At 61.5% G+C, this 13,761-nt stretch carries 7 protein-coding genes; 3 read left to right on the top strand and 4 right to left on the bottom strand.

Annotated features, from left to right (window positions below; translation table 11 throughout):
• The first annotated feature begins 81 nt into the window (after window positions 1-81).
• Window positions 82-918: a 23S rRNA (adenine(2030)-N(6))-methyltransferase RlmJ gene (locus tag BT199_RS14870; RefSeq protein WP_014716619.1), complete on the top strand. Its 837-nt coding sequence runs from the start codon at window positions 82-84 to the stop codon at window positions 916-918.
• A 137-nt stretch (window positions 919-1,055) separates the two neighbouring features.
• On the opposite strand, the gene msrA is transcribed toward BT199_RS14870, so the two are convergent.
• From msrA to aceE, 4 genes are all read right to left on the bottom strand, one after another.
• Window positions 1,056-1,703 carry a peptide-methionine (S)-S-oxide reductase MsrA gene (msrA, locus tag BT199_RS14875; RefSeq protein WP_057975421.1) on the bottom strand — a complete coding sequence of 216 codons (648 nt, stop codon included), beginning with the start codon at window positions 1,701-1,703 and terminating at the stop codon, window positions 1,056-1,058.
• A 72-nt stretch (window positions 1,704-1,775) separates the two neighbouring features.
• Entirely contained in the window at window positions 1,776-4,469 is a 2,694-nt protein-coding gene (locus tag BT199_RS14880) for a putative bifunctional diguanylate cyclase/phosphodiesterase (RefSeq protein WP_020301653.1), read from the bottom strand.
• 408 nt (window positions 4,470-4,877) lie between these two features.
• Window positions 4,878-6,524 (bottom strand): dihydrolipoyllysine-residue acetyltransferase, encoded by a 1,647-nt coding sequence (gene aceF, locus BT199_RS14885; RefSeq protein ID WP_014716622.1) that lies wholly within the window; start codon window positions 6,522-6,524, stop codon window positions 4,878-4,880.
• Window positions 6,525-6,535: 11 nt separating this feature from the next.
• Window positions 6,536-9,181, bottom strand: a complete 2,646-nt coding sequence (gene aceE / locus BT199_RS14890) for a pyruvate dehydrogenase (acetyl-transferring), homodimeric type (RefSeq protein ID WP_014716623.1) — start codon at window positions 9,179-9,181, stop codon at window positions 6,536-6,538.
• 383 nt (window positions 9,182-9,564) lie between these two features.
• On the opposite strand from aceE, the gene glnE reads away from it, so the two are divergent.
• Both glnE and waaF read left to right on the top strand, forming a co-directional pair.
• Window positions 9,565-12,504: a bifunctional [glutamate--ammonia ligase]-adenylyl-L-tyrosine phosphorylase/[glutamate--ammonia-ligase] adenylyltransferase gene (gene glnE, locus BT199_RS14895; protein WP_072434837.1), complete on the top strand. Its 2,940-nt coding sequence runs from the start codon at window positions 9,565-9,567 to the stop codon at window positions 12,502-12,504.
• A gap of 221 nt (window positions 12,505-12,725) precedes the next feature.
• Window positions 12,726-13,760: a lipopolysaccharide heptosyltransferase II gene (gene waaF / locus BT199_RS14900; protein ID WP_060764898.1), complete on the top strand. Its 1,035-nt coding sequence runs from the start codon at window positions 12,726-12,728 to the stop codon at window positions 13,758-13,760.
• Window position 13,761 lies beyond the last annotated feature (1 nt).

Genomic DNA, 13,761 nt, shown 5'->3' on the forward strand with positions numbered 1-13,761 from the left:
TGACATCCGTGCCGCCTGCCGTGCGGCCCTGCACCTTTGCGTCGGTAGGAGGTAAACTTCGCCCCCTGCGCAGGAGCAACCATGAATTATCGTCACGCCTTTCACGCCGGCAACCACGCCGATGTCTTCAAACACCTGACCTTGACCCGCCTCATCGCCCTGATGTCGCGCAAGGAACAGCCGTTCGCCTACCTCGACACTCACGCAGGCATTGGCTTGTACGACTTGCAGGGCGACCAGGCCAACCGCACCGGTGAGTACCTGGAAGGCATCGCCCGCCTGTGGGGCGCAAGCGACCTGCCTCCGCTCACCGCCGACTACATGCGCGTGCTGCACGAGATGAACCCGGATGGCCAGTTGCGCTACTACCCGGGCTCGCCGGAACTGGCGCGCCGCCTCACACGGCCCCAGGACCGTGTGCTGCTCAATGAGAAGCACCCGGAAGATGGCGTGCTGCTCAAGGACAACATGAAGGGTGATCGCCGCGTCAAAGTGCATCTGGGCGAGGGCTGGCATGTGCCACGGGCCTTGCTGCCGGTGCCGGAAAAGCGCGGGCTGATGCTGATCGACCCGCCGTTTGAAAAACTCGACGAAATGCAGCGTTGCGCGGCGTCCCTCAAGGAAGCCGTCAGCCGTATGCGCCAGACGGTCGCGGCGATCTGGTACCCGGTGAAAGACCAGCGCATGTTGCGCCGTTTCTACCAGGACCTGGCCGGTACCGGTGCGCCGAAGCTGCTGCGTGTGGAGTTGCTGGTGCATCCGCTGGACACGCCCAACACCCTCACCGGCTCGGGCCTGGCGATTGCCAACCCGCCGTGGGGTCTGGAAGAGGAATTGCGTGAGTTGCTGCCATGGTTGTCCAAGCAACTGGGCCAGACCCAGGGTGGCTGGCAGATGGATTGGCTCATCGCCGAATAACCGATCTCAATCCAAACGCAGGACCCAATGTGGGAGCGGGCTTGCTCGCGAAAGCGGAGTGTCAGTCACTGAATTTGCTGACTGATATACCGCTTTCGCGAGCAAGCCCGCTCCCACATTTTGGTTTGTGTAGCTTCCTAGATCGGGCAGGTCACGCCAGTGCCGCCGATCCCACAGTAACCCTGGGGATTCTTCGCCAGGTACTGCTGGTGATACGCCTCGGCGAAGTACACCGTCGGGGCCTCTTCGATTTCCGTGGTGATCTCACCCAGGCCGGCCTTGCTCAGCTCTTGCTGATAAGCATCAGCACTGGCTTTGGCCGCCGCCAATTGCTCCGGCGTGGTGGCGTAGATCACCGAGCGGTACTGGCTGCCGATGTCGTTGCCCTGGCGCATGCCCTGGGTCGGGTTGTGCAGTTCCCAGAACATCTTCAGCAGGTCTTCGTATTTCACCTTGGCCTGGTCATACACCACCAGCACCACTTCGCTGTGGCCGGTCAGGCCCGAGCAGACTTCTTCGTAAGTCGGGTTAGGCGTGAAGCCGCCGGCGTAGCCGACCACGGTGCTGACCACGCCGTCGCGCTGCCAGAATTTGCGTTCTGCGCCCCAGAAGCAGCCCAGGCCGAAGATCGCAAAGCCGACGTCATCCAGGAACGGGCCCAGCAGTGGGTTGCCGTTGACGAAGTGCGTTTCCGGTAACTTCATCGGGGTTTCACGACCAGGCAACGCTTGTTCTTGAGTAGGCAGCACGTTTTTGTTCACCAGAATTTCCGAGCGCAAGACCATGATCAGTCCTCTCGTCAGGTTGAGTAACAGTAAATTGTCAGACAGCCAGTGTGCCCGAGTGTTACAGCGCTGTCAGGCGATTGGCCCGCGCGGGTAGCGTTTAAGCCTCTGCATCAGCTCGGCACCCGGGATCGGGCGGTCGAACAGGTAGCCCTGGCCCACGTCGCAACGGTGCCGGCGCAGGAACGCCAACTGCTCAGCGGTTTCGATGCCTTCGGCCACGACCTTGAGTTTGAGGTTGTGGGCCATGGCGATCACCGCCGAGGTGATTTCCATGTCGTCCTGGTTGTCCGGGATTTCATGGATAAAGCTGCGATCAATCTTAATGATGTCGATGGGGAATTTTTTCAAGTAGCTCAGCGACGAGTAACCGGTACCGAAGTCGTCCATCGCCAGGGTCAGGCCAAAGCTCTTGAGCTGGTCCAGTTGCAGGCGCGTATCTTCGGTGGCTTCCAGCAGCAAGCCTTCGGTCAGCTCCAGCTCCAGCAGGTTGGCCGGCAGCTGTTCCTCCTTGAGGATGGTGGCAATCGAGGCCACCAGGTCCGGGTCGGAGAATTGCTTGGGCGACAGGTTGATGGCCACCTGCAAGTTGCCCAGGCCTGCGGCCGTCAATTGGCGGCTCATGCGGCAGGCCTGGCGCGCGATCCATTTACCGATGGGGATGATCAGCCCGGTTTCTTCAGCCACGCTGATGAACTGGTCGGGGCGGATCATGCCTTTTTCCGGGTGGTTCCAGCGCAACAGTGCTTCCATGCCCAGCAGGCGACCGCTGCGCAGGCATAGCTTGGGCTGGTAGAACACGTCCAGCTCGTTCTGGGTCAGGGCACGGCGCAGATTGTTTTCCACGAACAGCTTGTAGCTGGCCTCGGCATTCAGGGCTTCGGTGAACACCTGCACCTGGTGTTTACCGTTGGCCTTGGCCTTGTGCAGGGCCAGGCCGGCGTTGCGCATCAAGGTCTGTGGGTCGCGACCATGCAGCGGCGCACAGGCCAGGCCCACGGAGCCGGTGACGCTGATCAATTGGTTGTCGACGAACATCGGCTTGTCGAGGGTGGTCAGCAACTGGCTGGCCACCTGCTGGCCGGTCTCAAGGTCGGCGTCGTCCAACAGCACCGCGAATTCGTTGCTGGCAAAACGCGCCAGGCTGCCGCCGCTGCTCAAGCTGTTGCGCAGGCGGCGCGCCAGGCTGATCAGCAACTTGTCGCCGGTCTGGTGGCCGAGGCTGTCGTTGATGCGCTTGAAGTTGTCGATGTCCACCAACAGCAGGCTGATCGGGCTGTCGCTGTCGCGGGCAAAGCGCTCGTCGAGGTTGCGAATGAACGCGGGGCGATTGCCCAGGTTGGTCAGGTTGTCGGTGTAGGCCAGGCGTTCGATGCGCTGCTGCGCCAGCTTGGTCTGGGTGATGTCTTCGTAGATGCCGATGTAGTGGGTCAACTCGCGGTTGTCGCCATACACTTTGGAAATCGACAGCTGGCCCCAGTAGGGTTCCAGGTTCTTGCGGCGGCTCTTGAACTCGCCTTGCCAGCTGTTGCTTTTGGCCAGGGCCGAGGGCGCGTCGAACAGCAATTCGCTGAGGTTCTCCAGGGCTGGCAGTTGGGCCAGGCGATGGCCGTGGACTTCTTCGGCGCTGTACTGGGTGATCGCGGTGAAGCTGGGGTTGACGTACTCCACCACGCCGTCGCAATTGACCAGCAAGAACGCGTTGGCGCTTTGCTCTACCGCGCGCTGGAACAGGTGCAAGGCGCTGGTGGCAGTGCGGCGGTTGTGGTTGTTGATGACCTGGGCGAACTGGTCTGCCAACTCGCCGGCGAACGCGATTTCATCGGACTGCCAGGCGCGCGGGCTGCCACCTTGTTCCAGGCACAGCACGCCGACCACCTGGCCGTCGACACGGATGCTGGCGTCGAGCATCGCGTGGATGTCCTTGGCGCGCAGGCTTTCAGCCATTTCCCGGGTGCGTGGGTCGCGCATGGCGTGGGTGGCGTCGATGGCGCGGCTGGAGTGCAGGGCTTCCAGGTAATCCGGGAAGCCGCTGGCATCGATGGCTTCAGGCAGGTGGTGTTGTTGATCGGCGCGGTGATAGGCGGAGATCGGTACCAAGTGATGGCCTTCGAGGTTCCAGATGCTGGCGCAGTCGATCTGGTAAATGTCGCAGGCGCTGCGCGTGATCAGTTCAGCGGCTTCTTGCAGGGAGTTTGGCGTGGTGTAGCGTTGGCGCGCCAGCAGCAGGATCAGTTCTTGCTGGGCGCGCACTCGCTCCAGATGCTGCAACTGTTCCTGCTGTGCTCGCTGATTGAGCTCCAGGGCAATTTGCAGGCGGCTGTTCTGGTTTTCCAGGTCGACCGTCGGGGCGGGTGCGCTGTTCTCGCTGAACAGCCCCTCGACCACCATCAGGTAGCCGCGCACCAGGTGGCGGTTGTGTTGTTTGTAGGCCTCGCCCATTTCCAGCACGCTCAGCGGGCCGTCATGGGTGTGCAGGGTATAGCGCACCAGATAATGGGGGCTGTGGGCCAGTTGTTGCTGGATCGCATCGTGCAACTGGTAGCGCGCCTGGGGTTCCATCAGGCTGGCGTAGGGCGTGCCGATCAAGGCGCAGAGTTCAACCGCCGGCAGGCCGAACTGGCGTTCGCAATTGGGATCGAGGTAGAGCAGGGCCCAGCTTGCCTCATTAAGCCGCTCGAAACGCAGCATACCGAGGCGCGAAGGCACCGGTAATTGCGTCACTACCTCGGCCGCCATACGGGCGACATCGGGTTGGCTTTTCATGGGGAAACTCGCTTGGGAAAATGCGCACTGCGCTGGGCTCACGCCCTCTTGACTGTCGACTGCGGCAAGGTTGCATCATGCAGGACGCAGTGACAAGAGAGGATGAAGGCTAAGTGCTATAAGCCTGTTATCGGCCGCGCGAGGGATTTCTGTAATTGGGGTGATCGATGGTTCACGCCTGTTCTCTGTAGGAGCGAGGGGGACGCCTAGTTCTTGCTCGCGAAAAACGCCAGGGCACCGCGTTTATCCAGAAGACCCGCGTCATCGTTGACGATCTTCGCGAGCAAGCTCGCGTCTACAAAAACACAGGCAAAAAAAGCCCCGCCAAGTGGCGGGGTTGAGGTACGAGCGTGGCGCTCGGAAATCGGTGTGGCAAGGACCTTCCCGGTAACAGGAAGGCCCTGCGACTTACAGCAGGATGGTGCGGATGTCGTTCAGCAACTGGCTCAGGCGCTGGGTGAAGCGCGCAGCCGCGGCGCCGTTGATCACGCGGTGATCGTAGGACAGCGACAGTGGCAGCATCAGCTTGGGTTGGAACGCTTTACCGTCCCACACAGGCTGGATGGTGGCCTTGGACACACCCAGGATCGCCACTTCCGGCGCGTTGACGATTGGCGTGAAGCCAGTACCGCCAATGTGGCCGAGGCTGGAGATGGTGAAGCAGGCGCCCTGCATGTCGTCCGGGGTGAGCTTCTTGTCGCGGGCCTTGGCAGCCAGCGCAGCCGCTTCGCCAGCGAGCTGCAGCAGGCTCTTCTGGTCGACGTTCTTGATGACCGGTACCAGCAGGCCATCCGGGGTGTCGACCGCAAAGCCGATGTGCACGTACTTCTTGCGAATGATCGCCTTGCCGCTTGGCGCCAGCGAGCTGTTGAAGTCCGGCAGTTCCTTGAGCAGGTGTGCACAGGCCTTGAGCAGCAGTGGCAGTACGGTCAGCTTCACGCCGGCCTTCTCGGCCACGGCTTTCTGCGCAACGCGGAACGCTTCCAGGTCGGTGATATCGGCCTGGTCGAATTGGGTCACGTGCGGGATGTTCAACCAGCTGGCATGCAGGCCTGCCGCGCCGATTTGCATCAGGCGGGTCATCGGCACTTCTTCGGTTTCGCCGAAGCGGCTGAAGTCCACGGTGCGGATCGGCGGAATGCCCGAACCACCGGTAGCGCCGCCGGCAGCCGGAGCTTCCTTGGCTTTTTGCATCATGGTTTTGACGTAAACCTGCACGTCTTCCTTCAGCACACGGCCGTGCGGGCCGCTGGCTGCAACAGCGCTCAGCTCGACGCCGAATTCACGGGCCAACTGACGCACGGCTGGGCCGGCGTGAACCTTGGCACCGCTTGGCGCAGGTGCAGCCGCCGCAGGGGCTGGCGCAGCTTCGGCTTTTGCGGCCGGCGCAGGGGCAGCAGCGGCAGGTGCCGCTTCAGCCTTGGCCGCCGGAGCAGCAGCCGGTGCTGGTGCGGCGGCTGGCGCAGCACCTTGTACTTTGAGCTTGAGGATGAAGTCACCGGTGCCGACTTCGTCTTCCAGCTTGACCGCGATGCTTTCCACTACGCCGGCAGCCGGCGATGGGATCTCCATGGAGGCCTTGTCGGACTCCAGGGTGATCAGCGACTGGTCGGCTTCGACGGTGTCGCCGACCTTGACCAGCAGCTCGATGATCTTGGCCTTGCCCGACGAGCCGATGTCCGGGACGTGAATGTCCTGGACGGTGGCGGCGGCAGGTGCGGCGGCCGGGGCTGGAGCAGCCTCGGCAGCGGCAGGCTTTTCAGCAGCAGGTGCAGGTGCAGCGGCGGCCGGAGCCGCGGCCGCAGGGGCTGCATCAGCAGCGCCTTCGATTTCCAGTTCCAGCAGTTCGTCGCCTTCTTTCAGGCGGTCGCCCAGCTTCACTTTCAGGCTCTTGACCACGCCGGCCTTGGGAGCAGGGATTTCCATGCTCGCCTTGTCCGACTCCAGGGTCAGGATGCTCTGGTCGGCTTCGACGGTGTCGCCGACCTTCACAAACAGCTCGATTACTTCACCTTCACCGCTGCCGATGTCAGGTACGCGAATGAGTTCGCTCACAAAAAATCTCCTCAGCAGTCCAGTGGGTTGCGTTTTTCCGGGTTGATCCCGAACTTGACGATAGCGTCAGCCACCACCTTAGGTTCGATCTCACCACGGTCAGCCAAGGCTTCCAGGGCTGCCAACACCACGAAGTGACGGTCGACTTCGAAGAAGTGACGCAGCTTCTTGCGGCTGTCACTGCGGCCGAAACCATCGGTGCCCAGGACTTTGAATTCCTTGGACGGGACCCACTGGCGAATTTGTTCAGCAAACAGTTTCATGTAGTCGGTAGAGGCAATGACTGGACCCTTACGGCCGGCCAGGCACTCTTCGACGTAACTCTTGGCTGGCTTCTGGCCAGGGTGCAGACGGTTGCTGCGCTCCACGGCCAGGCCGTCGCGGCGCAGCTCGTTGAAGCTGGTGACGCTCCATACGTCGGCACCGACGTTGAACTCGTCGCGCAGGATCTTCGCCGCTTCACGCACTTCACGCAGGATGGTGCCGGAGCCCATCAGCTGTACGTGGTGTGCTGCTTCCTTGGTGTCTTCTTCGAGCAGGTACATGCCCTTGATGATGCCTTCTTCCACACCGGCCGGCATGGCTGGCTGCTGGTAGGACTCGTTCATCACGGTGATGTAGTAGAAAACGTCCTGCTGCTCTTCGGTCATCTTCTTCATGCCGTCCTGGATGATCACCGCCAGCTCATAGCCGTAGGTTGGATCAAAGGTGCGGCAGTTCGGGATGGTGGCAGCCAGGATGTGGCTGTGACCGTCTTCGTGTTGCAGGCCTTCGCCGTTCAGCGTGGTGCGGCCGGCGGTACCGCCGATCAGGAAGCCACGGGTACGGCTGTCGCCTGCTGCCCAGGCCAGGTCGCCGATACGCTGGAAGCCGAACATCGAGTAGAAGATGTAGAACGGCAGCATTGGCTGGTTGTGGCTGGAGTACGAAGTACCGGCAGCGATGAAGGAGCTCATGGCGCCTGCTTCGTTGATGCCTTCTTCGAGGATCTGACCCTTCTTGTCTTCCTTGTAGAACATCACCTGGTCTTTATCGACTGGCTCGTAGAGCTGGCCGACGGAGGAGTAGATGCCCAACTGACGGAACATGCCTTCCATACCGAAGGTACGGGCTTCGTCCGGGATGATCGGGACGATGCGCGGGCCGATGTCCTTGTCCTTGACCAACTGCGCCAGAATACGCACGAAGGCCATGGTGGTGGAGATTTCACGGTCACCCGAGCCGTCAAGGATAGCCTTGAGGGTGCTCAGGTCTGGCGTCGGTACGCTGAAGCTGTTGGCGCGGCGCTGTGGCACGAAACCGCCCAGTGCAGTGCGGCGCTCGCTCAGGTAGCGGGCTTCGGCGCTGTTTGGCTCTGGCTTGAAGAACGGCAGGTTCTCCAGCTCTTCGTCCTTGACCGGGATGTCGAAGCGGTCGCGGAACAACTTCAGGCTGTCGACATCGACTTTCTTGGTGTTGTGAGCGGTGTTCTTCGCTTCGCCGGCACCGGTGCCATAACCCTTGATGGTCTTGGCCAGGATGACGGTCGGTTGTTCTTTGTGGTTGACCGCTTCGTGGTACGCCGCGTAGACCTTGTACGGGTCGTGGCCGCCACGGTTGAGCTTCCAGATCTCGTCGTCGGACAGGTCGGCAACCATCGCCTTGAGTTCAGGCGTGTTGAAGAAGTGCTCACGGACGAACGCGCCGTCTTTGGCTTTGTAGTTCTGGTATTCGCCGTCGATGACTTCGTCCATGCGACGCTGCAGGATACCGTCGACGTCCTTGGCCAGCAGTGGGTCCCAGAAGCGGCCCCAGATGACTTTGGTCACGTTCCACTGAGCACCGCGGAACACGCCTTCGAGTTCCTGGATGATCTTGCCATTGCCGCGAACCGGGCCGTCGAGGCGCTGCAGGTTGCAGTTGATGACGAAGATCAGGTTGTCGAGCTTCTCGCGGCCGGCCAGGGAAATGGCACCCAGGGATTCCGGCTCGTCGCACTCGCCGTCGCCGAGGAAGCACCAGACTTTCTGCTTGCCTTCGGGGATGAAACCACGGGCTTCCAGGTACTTCATGAAGCGTGCCTGGTAGATCGCCTGGATTGGGCCCAGACCCATGGAAACGGTCGGGAACTGCCAGAAATCAGGCATCAGCCAAGGGTGCGGGTAGGACGACAGGCCCTGACCGTCGACTTCCTGGCGGAAGTTGTTCATTTGTTCTTCGCTGATGCGACCTTCCATGAACGCACGGGCGTAGACGCCTGGCGAGGTGTGGCCCTGGAAGTAGATCAGGTCGCCGCCGTGTTCGTCGGTCGGGGCCTGGAAGAAGTAGTTGAAGCCGATGTCATACAGGGTTGCGCTGGAAGCGAAGCTGGAGATGTGACCGCCCAGGTCCGAATCTTTCAAGTTCGTGCGCATTACCATCGCCATGGCGTTCCAACGTACCAGCGAGCGAATGCGGCGTTCCATGAACAGGTCGCCAGGCATGCGTGCTTCGTGGGTAACGGGGATGGTGTTGCGGTATGGCGTAGTGATGGCGTAAGGCAGTTGCGAGCCGCTGCGGGTCGCGAGTTCGCCCATACGGGTCATCAGGTAGTGAGCACGGTCTTCGCCTTCTTTGTCGAGAACCGATTCCAGGGCGTCCAGCCATTCCTGGGTTTCGACGGGATCGAGGTCTTGCATGGCTTGCTCCAGGGCGGAAAGGCTACCAGAATCGGTTGCCTGAAGTTTGCGACTGGCCTTGTGGGCAGACGACATAAATTCTTGGATGGCCGAAGGTTGCTTCGGCGTCCTGTAGTTTTACTACAAATCGTCGGCCATTTCAGCCTTTCGAATGTATATACGAGTAGTAAAACTACACAAGACTGAGCGTATGGCTCGGTCTTGCTGGTGAGCATAATCGTTATTGTTGGTCTATTGCGAACAAGAAAAGGTGAAACTTTGATGTTGCCTGCCAAGATTAATTTAATTTCAGCTATTTCTAACCTTTGTTCGACAGTCCTTCACCGAGTATGGCTCTTGCCTTCACAACTACACGCCATTTACACGCCGATCAAGGATAGACCATGAGCCTTCCAACGCTGGCCGAACTGCCGGCCATTCTGTTGCCTTACGCCAACCGGGCCGAGCAGTCATTTCGTGACGCAGTGGCCGCGCTGGATGACGATCATGGCCTTTCTGCGTGGACGCCGCAACGGTGGGCCGACTTCGCCCGCGTGTGCGCCGCCAGTGATTTCGTCATTGAACAGAGTGTTCGTGACCCTTTGATGTTGCTGGAGCTGGCGGCCTGGGGCGAGCTGGACCGCGGCTTTGCGCCCGGCGAGCTGTGCAGCCAGATAGCCGGTGCCGTGCAACAGGCCGAAACAGAAGATGAACTGGGCCGTGCGCTACGCCGCCAACGCACGCGCCAGCAGGTGCGCATCATCTGGCGCGACCTCACACGCCAGGCCGACCTGGTGCAAACCTGTCGCGATCTGTCCGACATGGCCGACGCCTGCATCGACCAGGCCTATCAATGGCTGTACCAGCGCCACTGCGCCCAGTTCGGCACGCCGACCGGCGCACGCAGTGGCGAGGCGCAGCACATGGTCATCCTCGGCATGGGCAAGCTCGGTGCGGTGGAGCTGAACCTGTCGTCGGATATCGACCTGATCTTCGCCTACCCCGAAGGCGGCGAGACGGTGGGCGTGAAGCGCGCCCTGGATAATCAGGAGTTCTTTATTCGCCTGGGTCAAAAACTGATCAAGGCCCTGGACCCGATGACCGTCGACGGTTTTGTCTTCCGCGTCGACATGCGCCTGCGTCCCTACGGTTCGGCCGGCGCCCTGGTGCTCAGCTTCAACGCGCTGGAGCAGTACTACCAGGACCAGGGCCGGGACTGGGAGCGCTACGCCATGATCAAGGCGCGGGTGGTGGCCGGCGACCAGGCGGCTGGCGCGCAACTGCTCGACATGCTGCGCCCGTTTGTCTATCGCCGTTATCTGGACTTCTCGGCCATCGAAGCGCTGCGCACCATGAAGCAACTGATCCAGCAGGAAGTGCGGCGCAAGGGCATGGCCGACAATATCAAGCTGGGCGCGGGCGGCATTCGTGAGGTGGAATTTATCGCCCAGGCATTCCAGCTGATCCATGGCGGCCGCGACCTCAGCCTGCAGCAACGCCCGCTGTTGAACGTGCTGGGCACGCTGGAAGGCCAGGGTTATTTGCCCGCGGCGGTGATCAGCGAGCTGCGCAGCGGTTACGAGTTCCTGCGCTACACCGAACATGCGATCCAGGCGATTGCCGACCGCCAGACGCAAATGCTGCCGGACAGCCCCGAAGACCAGGCACGCATTGCCTTTATGCTGGGCTTTAGTGACTGGGCCGCGTTCCATGAGCGCCTGATGTACTGGCGTGGCCGTGTGGACTGGCACTTTCGCCAAGTGATTGCCGACCCTGATGAAGAAGAGGGCGAAGAAAGCGAATTGGTGGTCGGCGGTGAATGGTTGCCACTGTGGGAGGAATCCCAGGATGACGATGCCGCGTGCCGCCAACTGAGTGAAGGCGGTTTCACCGATGCCCCCAAGGCCCTCAAGGCCTTGGCCAGCCTGCGCGCCAGCCCGCAGTTGCGCGCCATGCAGCGCCTGGGGCGTGAGCGCCTGGATGCGTTCATCCCGCGCCTGCTGGCCCAGGCCGTTGAACATGCCAACCCAGACCTGGTGCTGGAGCGCGTGTTGCCGCTGGTGGAAGCCGTGGCCCGGCGTTCGGCCTACCTGGTGCTGCTGACGGAGAACCCCGACGCCTTGCGCCGCCTGTTGACCTTGTGCGCAGCCAGCCCGTGGATCGCCGAACAGATCACCCGTTTCCCGCTGTTGCTCGATGAATTGCTCAACGAAGGCCGCTTGTTCAAGCCGCCGCTGGCGCCGGAGCTGGCCGCTGAGTTGCGCGAGCGCCTCACGCGCATTCCCGAAGATGACCTTGAGCAGCAGATGGAAGCCTTGCGCCATTTCAAACTGGCGCACCGCCTGCGGGTGGCCGCTTCCGAAATCGCTGGCAGCCTGCCGTTGATGAAGGTCAGCGACTACCTCACCTGGCTGGCCGAAGCCATTCTTGAACAAGTGCTGGCCCTGGCCTGGCGCCAGACCGTCGCCCGCCACGGCTCGCCGCAGCGCCTGGACGGCACCCTGTGCGATCCTGGGTTCATCATTGTCGGTTATGGGAAAGTCGGCGGCATCGAACTGGGGCATGGTTCGGACCTGGACCTGGTGTTTATCCATGACGGCGACCCCCAGGCCGAGACGGACGGTGCCAAGCCGATCGATGGCGCGCAATTCTTTACACGCCTGGGCCAGCGCATCATTCACCTGCTGACCACCCAGACCAACTCTGGGCAGCTGTATGAAGTAGACATGCGCCTGCGACCTTCCGGCGCATCCGGCTTGTTGGTGAGTTCCCTGGGTGCATTTGATCGCTATCAACAAAATGAAGCCTGGACCTGGGAACATCAGGCCCTGATCCGTGCGCGGGTACTGGTGGGCAGCCAGGATGTGGGCCAGGCGTTCGAGCAGGTACGGGCTAACGTGTTGGGGCGTGAGCGGGACTTGGAGAAGCTGCGCCAGGAGGTCAGCGAGATGCGTGCCAAGATGCGTGACAACCTGGGCACCAAGGCCACGACTGCCGGCAGGGGCGCCAATGCCTTCGAGGCCACGGCGCTGTTCGACCTCAAGCAGGACGCCGGAGGTATCGTCGATATTGAATTTATGGTGCAATACGCGGCTTTGGCGTGGTCTGCGCAACATCCATCGTTGCTGCGCTACACCGACAATATCCGCATTTTGGAGGGCCTGGAGCAGGTCGGGCTGATGCCCGCCGCCGATGCCCATTTGCTGCGTGAAGTGTACAAGGCTTATCGCTCAGCCGCGCACCGCCAGGCTTTGCAGAACGAGGCCGGTACGGTAGCCGGGGACCAGTTCGCCGACGAGCGGCGACAGGTGATGCGAATCTGGCAGGCGCTGGGCTTAAATTGAAACTCGACTGATTGGCGACGCCAATTTTTATATGGGATGCGGATTAATGTGGGAGCCGGGCTTGCCCGCGATGCAGGCGCCTCGGTTTATCAGGGATACCGAGGTGATGCGATCGCAGGCAAGCCAGCTCCCACATAAAGATGCTCCCTGGCGCACCGCGATCTACAGTTATTATCGAGGCGGGGAGGCATAGGCCTCCCCGCATCGTTTGTGGAAACTACATGAATATTCTGATCGTTGGGCCCAGTTGGGTCGGTGACATGGTGATGGCACAGACACTGTTTCAGTGCCTGCGCCTGCGCTATCCAGACTGCCAGATCGACGTGCTCGCCCCTGAGTGGAGCCGGCCGATCCTCGAGCGCATGCCAGAGGTGCGTAAGGCCTTGAGCTTCCCGCTCGGCCACGGCGCCCTTGAGTTGGCGACCCGCCGACGTATCGGCAAGTCCATGGCGGGCCAGTACGACCAGGCGATCCTGCTGCCTAACTCGCTGAAATCGGCGCTGGTGCCGTACTTTGCCGGTATCCCCAAGCGCACCGGCTGGCGCGGTGAGTTTCGCTATGTGCTGCTCAATGACGTGCGCACCCTGGATAAAGCCCGTTACCCGTTGATGATCGAACGCTTTATGGCTTTGGCCTACGAGCCGGGCGCTGAACTGCCCAAGCCGTATCCGCGCCCCAGCTTGCAGATCGACCCGGTGACCCGCGACGCGGCGCTGGCCAAGTTCGGCCTGACCCTGGATCGGCCCGTATTGGCCTTGTGCCCGGGCGCCGAATTTGGCGAGTCCAAGCGTTGGCCGTCGGAGCATTACGCCAAAGTCGCCGAAACCAAGATCCGCGAAGGCTGGCAGGTGTGGTTGTTCGGCTCCAAGAACGATCATTCGGTGGGTGAAGACATTCGTCAGCGCTTGATCCCCGGCCTGCGTGAAGAGGCGGTGAACCTCAGTGGCGACACGTCCCTGGCCGAGGCCATCGACCTGTTGTCGTGCGCCGACTCGGTGGTGTCCAACGACTCCGGCCTGATGCATGTGGCGGCGGCGCTGAATCGTCCGCTGGTGGCCGTGTACGGCTCCACATCCCCAGGCTTCACTCCGCCGTTAGCCGACAAGGTCGAAGTGGTGCGCCTGGGCCTGGATTGCAGCCCGTGCTTTGACCGTACTTGCCGCTTCGGCCACTACAACTGCCTGCGCCAGTTGCTGCCCCAGCCGGTAACCGATGCCCTGCAGCGTTTGCAGGGCGACGTGGTCGAGGTTCATTGAA

This window comes from Pseudomonas sp. NFR02 (assembly GCF_900119375.1).
Classification (GTDB): Bacteria; Pseudomonadota; Gammaproteobacteria; order Pseudomonadales; family Pseudomonadaceae; genus Aquipseudomonas; species Aquipseudomonas paracarnis.